This is a genomic window from Nocardiopsis sp. CNZ308 (genome assembly GCF_004217075.1).
On the sequence record NZ_SHKJ01000001.1, the window covers coordinates 6,489,792 to 6,505,374 of the forward strand.

A 15,583-nucleotide genomic window follows, 5' to 3' on the forward strand; every position below is an offset into this window, starting at 1 on the left:
GCGGACGCACCCTCGCGAACACCGTGGGGCGAGAACGGCGGACCGGCGGCGGACGCGGTCCGGCGAACCCGGACACGCACGCCGAGGGGCCGCGACGCCGGACGGCCGCGCCGGTGCCCGAGGGCTCCGGCGCGGCCGTCCGCACGGCTGTCGCGGTGGTCGGTACGCGGTCTATCCGGCCGGTCGGGCCTCGACCTCGTCGAGCCAGGCCCGCACCGCGTCGTTGTGCTCGCCCAGGGCGGGCGGCGGCAGGTGGCCCGTCCCGGGGGGCCGCGGCGCCTCGTCGGCCACGGGGTCGAAGCGCAGCGCGGACCCGGGCAGCTCGATCGGGCCGAGCACCGGATGCTCCACCTCCAGCAGCAGCCCCTGGGAGCGCGTCTGCTCCCACTCGTAGACCTGGTCGATGGTGCGCACCGCGCCGCAGGGCACCCCCACCTCACCGATCCGGTGCAGCCACTCGTCGCGCGTGCCCTGGCCCAGCACCGCCTCCACCTCGGCGATCAGCTCCTCGCGGTGCTCCACCCGGGAGGCGTTGTCGGCGAACCTGGGGTCGCGGGGGTCCAGGCCGAGCAACCCGGCGAAGCGCTCCCACTGCGCCTCGCCGCCCACCGCCACCTGGAGCACGCCGTCCATGCAGGCGAAGGCTCCGTAGGGGGCGATGGAGGGGTGCTGGTTGCCCAGGGCGGCGGGCACCTCGCGCCCGACCGTCCACCGGGTTCCCTGGAAGGCGTGCACGCCCACGATCGAGGACAGCAGCGAGGTGCGCACCACCCGGCCGCGCCCGGTGCGCTCGCGCTCCAGGAGCGCGGCGAGCACGCCCTGGGCGCCGTTCATCCCCGCCAGCAGGTCGCCGATGGCCACGCCCGTCTTGGTCGGCTCCTTGGGCGAGGGGCCGGTCAGGCTCATCAGACCGGCCTCGCCCTGGGCGATCTGGTCGTAGCCCGCCCGTCCGCCCTCGGGGCCGTCGTGCCCGAACCCGCTGATGGAGCAGACCACCAGGCGGGGGTTGAGCTCCTCCAGGCGGCCGGCGGGGAACCCGAGCCGGCCCAGGACGCCGGGGCGGAAGTTCTCCACCAGGACGTCGGCGGCGCGCACGAGCCGGGTCAGCTGCTCCACGCCGTCCTCGGACTTCAGGTCCAGTTCGATGGACTCCTTGTTGCGGTTGCAGGACAGGAAGTAGGTGCTGACGCGCTCCTCCTCCGGCCCGACGAACGGCGGGCCCCACCCGCGCGTCTCGTCTCCCCTGCCGGGCTGCTCGACCTTGATCACCCGCGCGCCGAGGTCTCCCAGCAGCATGGCCGCGTGCGGTCCGGCCAGCGCCCGCGACAGGTCGATGACCACGATCCCCTTGAGCGGCCCTTGCGAGCGGTCCACGTTCCCTACCTCCTGGTGATGGGTACTGCTCCGGTGTTCGTGTCCTGGGCGGTGCGCGCTCAGGGCGCGGCGCACAGGCGGCGGTAGCGCGCGGCGCGCCCCGCGGGCGGTTCGGCGCCACCGCGCGGCTGGACCGCGGCGAGTTCGCGGGCGATCGCCTCCCCCATGCGCGCGCAGAACGCGCCGTCCTCGTCGGCCGCGTCGCCGAACTCGGGGACCACCCGGTCCACGAGTCCGCGGGCGCGCAGGTCGGCGGAGCCGATCCCCTGCGCCTGGGCCAGCTCCCCGGCGCGGTCGGCGGTGCGGTGGACGATCGCGCTGGCCCCCTCGGGCGGCAGCGGGGCGAGCCAGGCGTGCTGGGCGCACAGGACGCGGTCGGCGGGCAGGAGCGCGATCGCGCCCCCGCCGGTGCCCTCCCCCAGCAGGACCGAGACGGTGGGGGCGGCCAGGGAGGTCATCTCGGCCAGGCAGCGGGCGATCTGACCGGCCGTCCCCCGCTCCTCGGCGTCGGCGGAGAGCGCGGCGCCGGGGGTGTCGATGACGGTGACCAGGGGCAGCCGCAGCTCGGCGGCCAGGCGCATGCCCCGGCGGGCCTCGCGCAGCGCGTCCGGTCCCATCGGCTGTTCGGCGCTCTGGCGGGAACGGTCCTGGCCGACCAGGACGCAGGGCCTGCCACCGAACCGGGCCAGCGCGGTGACCAGGGCGGGAGAGGCCTCGCCCTCGCCGCTGCCGCGCAGGCGCACCACGTGGCTGGCCGCGTGCCGGAGCAGTTCGCGCACGCCCGGGCGCTCCTTGCGGCGGGAGCGGGTCACCGAGTCCCAGACGGGGGCGGGGGAGTCGGGTTCGGCGGGCGGCGGTGTGGGCGCGGCGGGGGCCGGGCGGTCGAGCAGGACGCCGAGGGCGAGCCCGGCGGCGTCCCTGAGCTGGTCGGGGGGCAGGACGGCGTCGACGAGGCCGTGCCGCTGGAGGTTCTCCGCGCGCTGGACGCCCTCGGGGAACGGTGCTCCGCGCAGCGCCTCGTAGACGCGGGGGCCCAGGAAGCCGACGAGCGCTCCGGGTTCGGCGGCGGTGAGGTGGCCGAGCGACCCCCAGGAGGCCAGGACGCCTCCGGTGGTGGGGTGGCGCAGGTAGACGAGGTAGGGCAGTCCGGCGGCCTTGTGCGCGGTGACGACGGCGGTGATCGCCGCCATGGCCACGAAGGCGGGGGTGCCCTCCTGCATGCGGGTGCCGCCCGAGGCCGGGGCGGCCAGCAGGGGGAGGCGCTCGGCGGTGGCGCGTTCGACGGCGGCGACGATGCGCGCGGCGGCGGCGAGCCCCACGGACCCGGCGAGGAAGCCGAACTCGCTGGCCACGATGGCGACGCGGCGACCGTGCAGCCGCCCCTCCCCCGTCAGGACCGCCTCGTCGCATCCGGTGGCGGCCCGCGCCCGGGTGAGCGCGTCGGCGTAGGCGGGGTCGGGGTCCACGTCCAGGGGCGCCTCGTCCCAGGAGACGTGGGATCCCGCGTCGAGCGTGCGGTCCACAAGCTCCCGGGCGGTGTCGTGGGTCTCCACAGCAACCTCCAAATGGTTCAGTGGCTAGGCCACTAGGCCTCACGTCAGGGTGGCACGAAACCACACGTTTTGTGAAGTCCCCGCCGCACCCGATCGCGGGGAGGTCCGATGCGCCGGTTCCGGGAGCCCGCCGACGGGATGCTCTAGCCTGGAAGTCCCTCACCGCAGTCAGATCCGAGGATCAGGAGCCAGCGAGCGTGCCTACCAAGCCCCGACCCCGGCCCCCGGCGCGCCCGCGCCTGTACGAGCAGCTCGTGGAGCGTCTCGTGGAACACATGCGGGACGCCGGTCTGGGCGTGGGCGACCGCCTCCCGCCCGAGCGCGAGCTGGCCGTCGCGCTGGAGGTGAGCCGGGCCTCGGTGAGCCAGGCGCTGGTGGCGCTGGAGGTCCAGGGGGTCATCGAGGTGCGGCACGGGGACGGAGCGATCATCCGCCAGACCGTCTCCGAGCAGGGGGTTCTCGCCCTCCTGCGCGACCGGGCCAACCGGCGCGCGGAGATCATCGAGGCCCGTCAGGCGCTGGAGGTCAAGCTGACGGAGCTGGCCGCCGTGCGCCGCACGCCCGAGGACCTGGTCGCGATCGACACCGCCCTGGAGCTGATGCGCCAGGAGGTGGCCAACGGCGACCGCGGCGTCACCGGTGACGAGCGCTTCCACGCGGCGATCACCACGGCCGCGCGCTCGCGCCTGCTGGCGCGGATGATGAACGAGATCGCCCCGATGATCCGGGAGACCCGCCTGGAGTCGCTGTCGCAGCCGGACCGGCCCCGGGCCTCGCTCGACGGGCACGAGCGCATCGCCTCGGCCATCCGCTCGGGCGACCCCAAGGCGGCCGCCGACGCGATGCGCGACCACCTCCTGCTGGTCTCCGCCGTCAACGGGGACGCCCCGGTCACCCCCTGAACCGGCTCAGTGGCGCACAGGACAGGCCTTCGAGCCGCCTGGGCGCCGCCGCCCCGGTCACGGGGCGACGGGGGCGGGCGCCGACGGGCGCGGAGGGGTCCGGCAGACCGGACCCCTCGCGTTCCCGGGGCCGCCGAGCGGCCCCAGCCGCCCTCGAAAGGCACTGCCGTCACAGCAGTCCCGGCACCACCAGCACGCCCCAGGCGACCAGCGGACCCACCACGACCACGATGCCGCTGTAGACGAGCATCTGGCGGTAGAAGCGGGACGGGTCCACCCCGGTCGCGTTGGCCAGCACCAGGGCGCCGTTGGTGGAGAAGGGGCTGACGTCGACGATGGTGGAGGAGATGGCCAGGGCCACGATCACACCGGTCGCGCTGATGTCGCCCATGAGCAGGAACGGGATGGCCAGCGGGATGGTCGCGCCCAGGATCGCGGTCGAGGAGGCGAAGGCCGACACGACGGCGCCGATGTAGCACAGCAGCAGCGCCACCAGGAGCGGAGCGCCCAGGCTGGCCGCCCCGTCGCCGACGTACTCGATGGTCCCCGCGCTCTCCATGACGCCGACGAAGGTCAGCATGCCGGTGATCAGCAGGACCGTGGACCAGCTGATCTGGGAGAGCACGTTCTTCTGCGACTGCGGCGCGATCAGCGCCAGCACCACGCTGACGGTCAGGGCGACGAAGCCGACGTCGAGGCCCACGCCCAGGGCCAGGACGCCCAGCGCGACGATGCCCAGCAGGGTGGCGATCTGCTCGAACCGGACCGGGGTGCTCTCGGATGCGGCCCCGCCGCTCCCGGCCGCCGCTCCGCCGTCAGCCCCGCTCCCGGCGGAGGCGTCGGCGGGACCGCCGGTGGCCAGCGCGACCGATCCGGACCCCGAACCGCCGGAGGCGCGGGCGGCCCCGGTGGCGGCCTCGGCCTCGTGCGCGCGGACGCCGAAGAGGCGGTTGCCGCCCAGCGAGACGAACAGGACCAACGCGATGCCCAGGTTGAAGACCAGGCTGCCGAGGAACAGCGTGATGGGGGACACCGAGAGCCCGCTGTCGGCGACGATCCCGTTCACCGTCACCCCGTAGACGCTGACCGGGGAGAAGCCGCCTCCCTGGGCGCCGTGGACCACCATCATGCCCATCAGCAGCGGGTTGATCCGGTACCGGGCGGCGAAGCCCAGCGCGATCGGCGCGACGATCGCCACGGCCGCCGGGCCGAGCGCTCCCACACCCGTCAGCACGGCGGAGATGCCGAACATGATCCACGGGATCGCGGCCACCCGGCCGCCGACCATGCGGGTGGCGCCGCGCACGAGCAGGTCGATCGTCCCGTTGTTCTTCGCGATGGCGAAGAGGTAGGTGACACCGACCAGGGTGAGGAAGAGGTCGGCGGGGAAACCGCCGAGGACCGCGTCGGCGTCCATCCCGAGGACCAGGAGCCCGACCATGAAGGCCGCGACGAAGGCCAGCGCGCCGATGTTGATCGGCAGGACGGTGGCGATGACGAACATCGCCAAGAGGACGAGGATGGTGAGAAGCTGAGGGGTCATGACATACCGATCAGAGGGGCAGTTGGGGCTGTGATCTGGGCCATAAGACTAGTGGCCTAGCCAATAGGCCTTTAGGTCTCCTGTCAAGTCCCCCGGCCGCGCCTTCCCCCGGTCCCGGTGCTGGAAGCCCTTTGCGTTCAGGTCGGCACGTTCCACGAGGTGAGCGCCGGACGGCCGTGCTCGTGGCCCAGCGTGCTCACCGTGGCCGTCTCCAGCCGGAACAGCGCCCCCGCCGCGGGCGGCAGGCCCAGCCAGCGCGCGGTGAGCACCCGCAGGACGTGGCTGTGCGCCACCAGCACCACGTCGGCCCCCGCTCCACCGTCGAGCAGGGGCGTCAGCCGGTCCAGGACCCGGTCGACGCGCTCCCCGACCTGTTCCACGCTCTCCCCCGGGTGCCCCGGGCCGCCCGGCACGATCCCGTCGTGCCACAGGTACCAACCGGGACGTCCGACCTGGATGTCGGCGGTGGTGATCCCCTCGTAGCCGCCGTAGTCCCACTCGGTCAGGTCGGGGTCGGTCTCGTCCACGCGCAGCCCGGCCAGTTCGGCGGTGCGCGCGGCCCGCCGCAGCGGGCTGGTCACCACCCGGCCGACCTCGCGCTCGGCCAGCAGCGGGCGCAGCGCCCGCGCCTGCCGCTCGCCCTCCTCGGTCAGGGGGATGTCGGTGAGTCCGGTGTGGCGCCGCGTGCGGCTCCACTCGGTCTGTCCGTGCCTGATCAGCACCATGTCGCCCATGGCCCTGTTCCTGCCCCGGAAGGGGACGGGAAACTCCCCGGCCGCGGCCGGGGCCGACCGCCTTCGAACCGCGCTCCCGGTGAGCCCGGGGCGCGAATCCGCCGGATACCGGGCACGGGGGAGCTTTCGTCGCTACGCTCCTGACCATGACGCAGCACACCGCCACCAGCGACCTGCGGGATCCCCTTCCCGACGAGATCCCCCAGCCCCGTTTCCACCGGCCCAACGAGGACCTGGCCGCGGCCATGGAGTGCGCGCGCTGCAAGGAGCTGGGCATCAGCGTGCCGCCGGGGGGCGCGCCCGAGCGGCTGACCAACTCCGAGGCGAAGAAGGCCAAGAAGGCGAGGAAGCGCGCCCTGGAGGAGGCCAGGCGCAGGCCCCAGGAGAAGATCCCGGCCGACCGCAGGCGCGTGCCGCGGATGGGCCCCCACCACGCCGAGTTCTTCCGCGAGCTGTGGGAGCGCGTGGCCTCCGAGGGCGCGGGCTCCTCCCCCGACAGCCGTCTGCTCGCCCTCACCTTCACCCTGCGGGGCGCGCTGAAGGGCTGGGCGAACTTCACCGGCCAGGACCTGCGCGTCCTGCGCCTGGAGGACGCCCACGCCGCCCTGAGCGACCTGACCTCCTCGGGGTGGCTGGGCACGACGCCGGAGACGGTGATCGAGTCCGACGCCGCGAACCCGGCCCGGTGCGCCCTGCCGAGCCTGGACGGCAACACCTGGAAGCTGGGCAACGGCGTCCGGTCGCGGGCCTCGGGCTGGTTCTCGCGCACCCTCGCCCACAAGAAGATGCGCAAGAAGCCCAACCGGCTCCGGCTCGTGGGGGCCTACCTGGCCCTGTGGGCCGAGCCCGACGGCCGCGTCCGCGTCCCGGCCGCGGACATCGTGACCTCCTGCGCCCTGTCCGGCACCGACGAGCTGGCGGAGCTGCTGGCGTGGCTGACGGAGATCTCCTGGGTCGAGGGCCTGGGCGTGGACGGCGGCGCGGTGGTGGCCTCCCTCACCGAGGCCACCCTGCCGCTGGCCTACGTGCCCCTCCCGGAGCCGACGCCGCCGGGCACCGCACCGGCGACCACGCCGCTGGACGTGCCCGTGGCCGACCGCGCCCGTGAGCTGGTCTCGGGCCGCGGGGAGCGGGTGGCCCGCTGGGTGGACGGCTACCGGGAGGAGCACGGGCACGGCCCCAGCTGGTCGGCGGTGGCCGAGGCCTTCGGGTGGCCGCCGCGCCAGGCGCCCGACCACGACGTCACCCACGAGGCGTTCCGCCTGCTGGCCGAGGACGGCTGGCTGACCGGTTTCGGCGTGCCCTTCGGACTGCGCTCGGGGCCCGGCGGCCCGTCGGCGGGCTGATCCGGCGCGCGGGCGGGGCGCCGCGCGGCGCCCCGCCCGGTACCGCCCCTAACCCGCGGCGTCGGACAGCAGGTCGGGGCAGTCGCCGCCGGGTTCGGTGAGCAGTTCGAAGTGCCACATCTCGTTGGCGTAGACCTGGCACAGCCCGTAGGCCGAGCCGCGGCGGACGAGCCAGTCGGCGGCGTCGGTCGGGCCGATGTCGATCGCCTCCCCGGTCACGTGCCTGGACTCCTCCGGGGTGCTGACCAGCCTCCTGGCCTCCTCGCGGGAGCCGTGGTCGAGGACGGCCCGGTCGAGCAGGTGCCGCTGGTACTCCCCGCTGCGCCAGCCCGAGGTGACGTGGAGGACGATCCCCTCCTCCAGGGCGTCCCGGGCCGCCTCCCGCACGGCCTCCAGCAGCGCACCGTCCAGGCGGGCGATCGAGGGGTACCGCGTGTCGAACGGGGTGACCGACAGGTCGTCCGGAAGGGCGCCGTCCTCAGCGGTGAAGGCCGCCTCCTCCCGGTCCGGCACCACCGCGTTCACCGACCAGGCCGCCAGCACGACGGCCACCGCGGCGCACAGGGCCGCGGCCAGCCAGTACCGGGGCCGCCGCCCGCGGCCGGGCGGGCCGCCGCCGGGGCTCCCGGCCGGGTTCTCGGCGGGGAGGCCCTCCAGCGTCTCCCGTTTCGTCACTGCGCTCATCCTTCACCTCTCGGGCATCGCGTGCGCGATGTGTGGGGTCCTGGTCGCCCCCGAGTGAAGTACGAGCGGTGTTGCACGGATGTGTCGTTTCCCGGCACGGCCCCGGTGCGCCTTCGGAAGAAGACCGCCGGGGCCGTGCCGAGGCCGCTCAGGCGTCGGCGTCCTCCAGCAGGGTTCCGGCCGAGGACAGCGGGGCGAACCGGCTGGGGGTGATGCCCAGCAGCCGCGCGGCCAGCTCCTCGTTGCCGGAGAACCCGGCGTCGGCGTCGATGGTCTGGGCGCCGTCCCAGAGCATGAGCATCGCCGAGACGGTGTGCGCCCCCTTGTCGTGGTGCATGTCGTAGTGGGCGGCCATGGGCACACTGTCGTAGTGCACCCACAGGTCGTGCCCGGTCATGAACATGTCCAGGTCGAAGGTGACCGTCAGCCCCATGAGCTCGGGCTTGTAGCGGTCGTCGATCCCGGCGAAGGCCTCGTCCAGGGCCACCATCCGGGGGCAGGTGGGCGCGGCCGAGGTGTACAGGGCGTTGGCGGCGGCGAACAGCGGCAGGTGGATCGCGGCGGACTTCTCGCCGCCCGACATCTGCTCGTGCTTGTTCCTGGTGAGCTTGACCTCCTCCTGGCCCGGCACGGCCAGGCGCAGCTCGAACCGGTACCAGGTGCGGTAGTCCAGCACCGCCGACAGGACCTGCTTGTAGGTGGCGCGCGGGTGGGCGGCGTGGTGCTCGCGGATCATCTCCCGCAGGACCTCGCGCAACCGGGTCAGCCCCGAGGCGCCCAGCTCCTCGGTGTCGCGCCGGACCAGGCGGGCGGCGGTGGCCTGGTGCTCGCTCACGCGGTCGGAGCGGCTCCAGCGGATGCCGATCCGGGTGCCCGAGGACATGGGCCGCGAACGGGTGTCGCGGTCCATGCTGACGACCAGGTCGCGGGCCGCCCGCACCCGCTCGTGGATCTGCTGGGCGATGCCGGTGAGCAGTTCGTCCTCCAGCACCCCGCGCTCCTCCTCGCGCAGCAGCGCACCCTGCTCCTCGACGCGTTCGGCGATGACGCGGGCGAAGGCGGAGACGGGGTTGCGGCCGGTCTCGTCGTTGACGAACACCGTGATGACGCCGCTGACGCCGAGGTCGTGGTCGACCCGGTAGCCCTCGGCGTCGCCGCCCAGCGTGTCCTGGAAGGCGCGCAGGGCGTTGGAGATGCGCGTGGAGACGGACTTGAGGTCGCCGTCGGTGACCGCGGCCCCGGAGCCGACGGCGGCGGTGAACGCGTCGAGCAGCTCCGCGGCGCGGCCGGGCAGGACCGCGCGCACGGCGGCCTCCGGGTCGTCCGGGGCCGCGGCCAGGACCTGTCCGGCGGCCTCCTCGGGGGCGGGCCAGGAGCGCCGGTCCGGCCAGGCGTGCGCGGTGTCCACGCCCAGGGCGGCGCGCAGGTCGGGGTGGGTGAGGGCGGCGAAGGCGTCGGCCTGCTCGAACAGCGCGGCGAGGGAGTCGGTGAGGGCCCGCTGCCCGCCCTCCAGCTTCTCGTCGGCCCGGATCATGGCCTCGTGGGCGGCCGCGGCCTCCTTCTGGGCGCCCTGGTGCTCCTCACGGGCCCGGTGCAGCTCCTCCTTGACCTGTTCGAGCTCGGCCATGAGCTCGCGGACCGGGGCGTCGATGCCCTCCTGCTTGGCGGCCAGCTCGGCCGCGGCGCGCTCGTGCTCGCGGGTGCGCTCCTCGTGGCGCTCGCGGTCCTCCTCCAGCCGTGCGCGCAGACGGGCCAGGGTCTCCTCCCTGCCGTCCAGGTCCGCGGTGTGCCGCTCGACCTCGGCGCGGGCGGTGTGCAGGCGGCGCGCGGTCTCCAGGAAGTCGTCCACGGCACGGGCGACGGCGTCCACCGCCCCGGGCTGGGCGGGCATGGCGCGTTCGGCGGCCACCGCGCGCACCTGGTGGCGGTGGGCGTCGACCTCGGCGACCGCGGCGTCCAGGTCGCGGCGGCGCTCCTCGCTCTCGGCCCGCGCCGAGGCCAGGAGGGTGGACTGCTGCTCGACCCGGCGCACGGCCCGGTCGATCGTGGCGGTCTCGGGCAGGGCGGCGCGGGCCCGGGTGAAGGCCTTGAGGAGTTCGCCCGCCCGGTCGAGCTGTTCGGCGACCCGCGCGCGCCGCTCGTCGAGTTCGGCGATGCGGGCGTCGCACTCGGCCAGGCGTTCGCGGCGGCGGTGGGCGCGGTTGGTGGCGCCGATGAACTCGGGGGCGGCCTTGGGGCTGACGCCCACCAGCATCCCCTGGGAGAACCGCGCGCCGGTGCCGACGGTGTGCGCCGCCGCTGCCCCGGCGCCCGTGGCGTCGGCGGCGCCCCCGGTACCGGCCGTCCCGAGGGGCTGGACGGGGTCCGTGGCCCCGGCCGAACCCCCGCTGTCGCGGACCAGGCGCACCGACGCCAGGACGCGGGCGATGACGTGCTCGGGGACCCGGTCCTGCCGCTCGGGCACCAGCACGTCGGCCAGGGTGGGCCCCTCGGGCGCGGCCGCGCCCTCGGCGGGCAGCAGGTAGGCGTCGGCCCCGCCCGAGGCGAGCGCCGCGCGGGTGGCGTCGGCGTCGGGGTGCACCCAGGCGGTGAGCAGGCCCGCGCCGTACAGGGCGCCTTCGACGGCGGCGGCCTCGTCGTCGCCGACCGCGTCGGCGAAGCGGACCAGCTGCCACAGCGGGGCGCCGGGGCGCCCCTCGCGGGAGGCGGTGCGCAGCGCGTCGGCGGGCGGGGCGTCGTCGCGTTCGGCGGCGATGTCCGCGCGCTCGCGGGTGAGGCGGTCGATCTCGGCGCCGAGCCGGTCCCGGTCGGTCTCCAGGGTGCGCGTGTGCGCGGCGGCGTCCAGGCGCTGCTGGTCGGTGTGCTCGCCGTAGACCTCCGACACCGTGGGGGTGCCGGGGCGTCCGACGCCCTCCAGGGCCTCGGTCAGGGCGGCGACGCAGGCGGCGTCGGTGACCGGGGCGGGCCCCTCCACCCAGTGCGCGGCCCAGGCGGTGAGGGCCTCGGCGGCACCGGCACGGGCCGCGGCCAGGTCGTCGGCCGCGCGGGCGCACTCCGCCTCGCCACGTCCGAGCCTGTCCTCGGCCTGGGCGCACGCCCGTTCGGCGGCGCCGCGCGCGGTCTCGGCGCGGGCGAGGTCGGCGAGGCGCTCGCGGACCGCGGCCACGTCGGCGCGGCGGGCGGTCGCGCGCGCCCGCGCGGCGGCGGACAGGTCGTCGCCGGTGTCGGCGGGGCCCTCCCCGTCGTGGTCGAGCCCGGCCTGTGCGGCGTTCTCGGCCAGCTCCGCGGCCAGTTCACCGGTGCGCGCCCGCCCGTGTTCGAGGTCGGCGGCGACCCGGTCGGCCTCGCGCTGGAGGGCGGTGACCTCCCCGGCCTGGTCGTCCAGTCTGGCCTGCTGTTCGGCCAGGGCGCGGGCGGTCTCGGCGCTGTGCGCGCGTTCGATCTCCAGGGCGGCGTGGCTGCGGAAGGCCTCGTGCGCCTCCAGTCCGCCCCTGCGCGCGGCGAGCCGACGGATCCGGGCGTCGTGCTCCTCGGCCCGGCCGGTGGCGGCGGCGTGCGCGAGCGTGGCCCGCTCGCGGGTGTCGCGGGCCTCGGCGATGGCGCGGGCCTGCTCGGCGGCCTGCCCGGCGGCGGTGTGCACGCGGGCCAGGCGGTGGCGGGCGTGGGCGGTGAGGTAGGCGGCGTACTCCCCGACGAAGGCCGTGGTCGCGGCGTGCGCCGTGCTGGCCTGGTCGAAGCGGCGCTGGACGGCGGCCAGGTTGGTGAAGTCGCGGGCGGCCTGGTCGAGGAGTTCCTCGTCCAGGGGGCTCAGGCCGCTGGTGAGGGTCTCGGAGACCTTCTCGGGGTCCAGGTCCTTGGCCAGCAGGGGGCGGCGCAGCGCCAGGAGCAGGTCGAGCAGCTGGACGTAGCGCTCGCCCAGGCCGAACAGGCGCGCGTCCACGGCGCGGCGGTAGTCGGCCGCGGTGGAGCGGAAGGCGTCCTCGCCGAGCACCCCCTTGAGCTGCCGCTCGGTGAGCGGGCGGCCGTCGGAGGCGAGCAGGCCGAAGTCCACGCCCAGGCGCTGGTCGGTGACGAAGAAGGAGGGGGTCACGCCGTCGCGGTGGCGGTGCGCGCGCAGGCCGATGACCAGGGTGACCGTCTCGGTCCCCTCCCCCGGCCCGGTGCGGGCGAACTCCATCCACACGTACCCGTACTCGGAGTCCTGGCCGCGGTAGAGCAGGTTGGACTTCATCGTGCGGTTCTGGCCGCTGAAGGGGTCCAGGCGGCGGGCGTCGGTGTACCCGTCCAGGATGAACGGGAAGAGCACCTCAAGCGCCTTGGTCTTGCCCGAGCCGTTGTGTCCGCGCAGGACGAGGCGCCCGTCGGCGAACACGAACTCCTCGTCGACGTAGTCCCAGACGTTGATCACACCGGCGCGGCTGGGCCGGAATCGGTCGCTCCTGGGGGACATTACTTTCCTTCCGCGGAGGTGGAGGCGGCTGCGGGGGTCGGGGCGGGCGGGGCGTGGGAGGAGGCGGGCTCCCCCGGCCGGGGGTCGGTCAGCCCCAGGGGCAGCTGCCCCCCGTCGGCGCGCTCGGGCAGCGCGCCCTGGATGTTGCGGTAGCGGGAGGCGGCGGGGAGCACCAGGGCGCCGCCGGGAACCGGTCTGATGAGGGAGAGTTCGGCGAGCAGGGTCAGGGCGGCGTCCAGCAGGCCGTAGGGGTCCTGCTGCCAGGCTCCGCCGAAGGAGGCGGCGCCGAACTCCGCGTAGAGCTCGTGGATCATGGTCTCCCACCGGCCGCGCTCGACCAGGGGGACCTCCAGCGGCGCGGCGGCCTCCTCCCGCTCCCCGGCGGGCTCCACGGTCCAGGCCAGGTCGGCCACGACGCCGTCGCGGGGCAGACCGGCGTCCACGAGCCGGACGAGTTCGGCCTGGTCGTCGGCGTGCGGGGGCACCTGGAGCCGGACCAGCGCGGCCAGGGAGGTCTCCAGCAGGTCGGCCACCTTGGCCAGCAGCAGCCCGGCGGTGCGGTTGACCGCTCCGCCCCGGCCGGGGAAGGGCCGGTCGGTGAAGGTGCCCGCCGGGTCGGCCAGCAGGACGCCCTCGGCGCGGCGCTCGACGCTGAGCCCGGTGGCGCGGGCCAGGTCCTCGGCCACGCCCCGGCCGCGCAGGACCGCGGCCACGGCCGGTTCGACGTCGGCGTAGTACACGACCGGCCGCTCCACCAGGAGCCGCCGCGCCCGCCGGGCCGCCTGCTCGCGCGGCGAGGCCTCGGTGAGCGGGTCGGCGAGCAGCCCGGCGACGCTGCCCAGGTGCTGGACCGGGCGCGCCGGACGGAACAGCAGCTCGCACACCTCGTGGTCGATGTCGAACAGGGCGTCGCCCTGCTCTCCGCCCGCCGCCCACGCCTCCAGGGACCCGTCGGACAGGTGGAGCGCCCCGCGGTCCACCAGCCAGTGGGCGACGTCGACCAGCGCGGCCTTGTGGGCGCCGTCGGTGGGGTCGTAGCCCAGTCCGCCGACGGCGTTGGCCCCGGGGGTGAACCGGGCGACCAGGTCGGCGAGGCTGATCTCGATCTGGGAGCGCTGGAAGGCGGCCAGCACCAGGCACAGGTAGGCGAGTCTGCGCCGGTCGAAGGGCTTGCCCCGGCGCGAGAAGGTCTGGCGCTGGGTGGGGTCCAGGGCGTCGAGCTCGCGGACCAGGCGCACGTGGTCGGTGGTGGCGACCAGGGTGTAGCCGAAGAGCCGCTCCAGGTCGGCGGAGAGTCCGTCGGCCCAGCGCAGCACCTGCTCCAGGACACCGGGGCGCGGGCGCGCGGCGGTGATGAGGTCGCAGGTCAGGACGCGGCGCATGGCCTGTTGGTAGGAGCCCAGGTCGGCGGGTGCGACCGTGCGGGCGAAGAGTCGGGGCATCAGGTGTTCTTCGTTCGGGGCCGGTGGCCGGTGGCCTCCAGGCGCAGGCCCGGCAGGTGGATGCGGCCCTGGCTGGTGTGGACGGTGCTGCCCGCCGGGTCGGGGACCAGGCGGACCATGGTGCCGTCGCCCTCGCCGCTGGCCGAGGACAGGCGTCCGGCGACGACGCTGCGCGACTCCAGGGCGCGGGTGACCAGGCGCAGCAGGACGCGGGTGTCGGTCTCGTCCAGGACCCGGCCGTGGGCGCCCAGGTCGACCAGGCGGGCCGCGGCCTCGCGTTCGGCGGTCCGGCCCGCGGCCTGCTGTCCGCGCAGGCGCGCCTGGGCGCCGGGGTTGCGCCGCACCGGTTTGGGCACGCCCGCGTTGGGGGCGTTGCCGCTGCGGAACAGGGTGACCGACACCTCCACGCCGGGGGCGTCCCACCAGGTCGTGTTGGGCGGGATCTGTTCCTCGTCGTCGTGGGCCGCGCCCAGGTGGCGGGCGGAGCGGACGTTGAAGGCGGCGCCCATGAGGGCGTGCGCGGCGCCGTCGTCGGGGGTGTGGAACACCCACTCGGCGAGGTGGCGCAGCTGGGTGGAGCGGTTGACCCCGCCGCGCTGGGCCTCGGTGATCTGGCGCAGCAGGGCGATGACGCCCGAGACGGCCGACCGGGTGGCCTCGTGGAGTTCGGCGGCCCGCGCGGGGATGGCGTCGTCGGAGGCGAACCAGGCGCGCAGGGCCCGCCAGCGGCGGCGCCAGTCGGCCAGGCGCTCGTCGCGCTCCATGAACAGGCGCTCGTCGGAGTCTGCGGCGCGGGAGAGCAGCGTGGCCAGCCCGGTCTCCTCCACCTCGCGCACGGCGCGGTCCAGGCGGGGCAGGTAGCGGTCGAGTTCGGCCATGAAGTCGCTCATGTGCACCAGCAGGGCGTTCTTGTGGCGCAGGAAGATGTCCGGGGAGGTGTCGGTGGAGCGCAGGATCTCACCGAGGGTGACGTGGAACTGGGCGGAGCGGCGCCCCATGTCCTCCATGACCGCGTCCAGGCGCGCGAGCCTGCGGTAGACCTGTTCGGCCCGGCCGGTGCGGTTGGCCTCGGCCAGGGCGCGCAGGTCGTCCAGGACCTCGGAGAAGACCAGCCGGGACAGGTTGACGTCCTCGATGCGGGCGCCGAGCAGGTTCTCGACCGACTGGTAGGCGCGGTAGCCGAGTTCGCTGAACTGGTAGACCGACTGGCGGTTGCGGTAGCGCGCCAGGTTGCCCGCCCGTGAGGCGTCGTCGAAGCGGTGCACGACGCGGTCGGCGTGCAGCTCGTCCAGGCGGTCGCGCAGGCTCCGGTCGGGCACGGGCACCCCGTCGTGGGACCGGGCCAGCTCGCGCAGGGCCTCGGCGACGTCGTCGGGGGCCACCTGGACCTGGTGGACCTCGCGCAGGCGGTCCATGGCCCGCAGGATCCACAGGTAGGTGACGTGGTCGTCGCGACGGGTGAAGTTGAACAGACGGAACCGGTCGCTGACCGCGAGCGGGTCCATGTCGAGGGCTCTGCGTTCGACCACGGGCCGCCCCTTCGGTTGGTGTGCGC

10 protein-coding genes are annotated in these 15,583 nt (G+C 75.2%); 2 read left to right on the plus strand and 8 right to left on the minus strand.

Annotation, left to right across the window (positions count from 1 at the left end; all coding sequences use genetic code 11):
* Positions 1-171: 171 nt before the first annotated feature.
* A complete protein-coding gene (locus EV372_RS27960; RefSeq protein ID WP_130398526.1) occupies positions 172-1,374 on the minus strand; it encodes a CoA transferase in 1,203 nt (400 codons plus the stop codon).
* 59 nt (positions 1,375-1,433) lie between these two features.
* On the minus strand, positions 1,434-2,927 hold the full coding sequence (locus EV372_RS27965) for an acetyl-CoA carboxylase carboxyltransferase subunit alpha/beta (protein ID WP_130398527.1): 1,494 nt from the start codon (positions 2,925-2,927) through the stop codon (positions 1,434-1,436).
* A gap of 197 nt (positions 2,928-3,124) precedes the next feature.
* Here EV372_RS27965 and EV372_RS27970 point away from each other — a divergent pair, with 197 nt between their 5' ends.
* Positions 3,125-3,829, plus strand: coding sequence for a FadR/GntR family transcriptional regulator (locus tag EV372_RS27970; RefSeq protein ID WP_486484069.1), 705 nt, complete (start codon positions 3,125-3,127; stop codon positions 3,827-3,829).
* A gap of 169 nt (positions 3,830-3,998) precedes the next feature.
* Here EV372_RS27970 and EV372_RS27975 read toward each other — a convergent pair whose 3' ends face one another.
* Positions 3,999-5,372, minus strand: a complete 1,374-nt coding sequence (locus EV372_RS27975; protein ID WP_130398528.1) for an SLC13 family permease — start codon at positions 5,370-5,372, stop codon at positions 3,999-4,001.
* Between the two features lie 137 nt (positions 5,373-5,509).
* Positions 5,510-6,106: a histidine phosphatase family protein gene (locus EV372_RS27980; RefSeq protein WP_130398529.1), complete on the minus strand. Its 597-nt coding sequence runs from the start codon at positions 6,104-6,106 to the stop codon at positions 5,510-5,512.
* A gap of 146 nt (positions 6,107-6,252) precedes the next feature.
* Between EV372_RS27980 and EV372_RS27985 the strand changes: the two genes are divergently transcribed.
* The gene (locus EV372_RS27985; protein ID WP_130398530.1) at positions 6,253-7,452 is read left to right on the plus strand and encodes a hypothetical protein; all 1,200 of its coding nucleotides are present in this window, start codon (positions 6,253-6,255) and stop codon (positions 7,450-7,452) included.
* 48 nt (positions 7,453-7,500) lie between these two features.
* On the opposite strand, the gene EV372_RS27990 is transcribed toward EV372_RS27985, so the two are convergent.
* The 4 genes from EV372_RS27990 to EV372_RS28005 all read right to left on the minus strand — a co-directional run bounded on the left by EV372_RS27990 (position 7,501) and on the right by EV372_RS28005 (position 15,557).
* Positions 7,501-8,136 carry a M15 family metallopeptidase gene (locus EV372_RS27990; protein WP_130398531.1) on the minus strand — a complete coding sequence of 212 codons (636 nt, stop codon included), beginning with the start codon at positions 8,134-8,136 and terminating at the stop codon, positions 7,501-7,503.
* Between the two features lie 148 nt (positions 8,137-8,284).
* A complete protein-coding gene (locus EV372_RS27995) occupies positions 8,285-12,586 on the minus strand; it encodes a TIGR02680 family protein (protein WP_130398532.1) in 4,302 nt (1,433 codons plus the stop codon).
* Entirely contained in the window at positions 12,586-14,028 is a 1,443-nt protein-coding gene (locus tag EV372_RS28000) for a DUF2398 family protein (RefSeq protein ID WP_130398533.1), read from the minus strand. The genes EV372_RS27995 and EV372_RS28000 overlap by 1 nt, the downstream gene beginning before the upstream one ends.
* Positions 14,028-15,557, minus strand: coding sequence for a TIGR02677 family protein (locus EV372_RS28005; protein WP_130398534.1), 1,530 nt, complete (start codon positions 15,555-15,557; stop codon positions 14,028-14,030). Before EV372_RS28005 ends, EV372_RS28000 begins: the two co-directional genes overlap by 1 nt.
* Positions 15,558-15,583: the final 26 nt, after the last annotated feature.

What these genes read in the sequence shown, in the direction of transcription:
- EV372_RS27980 (WP_130398529.1), bottom strand. Translation starts at nt 6,106, where the DNA reads ATGGGCGACATGGTGCTGATCAGGCACGGACAGACCGAGTGGAGCCGC.
- EV372_RS28000 (WP_130398533.1), bottom strand. Translation starts at nt 14,028, where the DNA reads ATGCCCCGACTCTTCGCCCGCACGGTCGCACCCGCCGACCTGGGCTCC.
- EV372_RS27995 (WP_130398532.1), bottom strand. Translation starts at nt 12,586, where the DNA reads ATGTCCCCCAGGAGCGACCGATTCCGGCCCAGCCGCGCCGGTGTGATC.
- EV372_RS27975 (WP_130398528.1), bottom strand. Translation starts at nt 5,372, where the DNA reads ATGACCCCTCAGCTTCTCACCATCCTCGTCCTCTTGGCGATGTTCGTC.
- EV372_RS27985 (WP_130398530.1), top strand. Translation starts at nt 6,253, where the DNA reads ATGACGCAGCACACCGCCACCAGCGACCTGCGGGATCCCCTTCCCGAC.
- EV372_RS27990 (WP_130398531.1), bottom strand. Translation starts at nt 8,136, where the DNA reads ATGAGCGCAGTGACGAAACGGGAGACGCTGGAGGGCCTCCCCGCCGAG.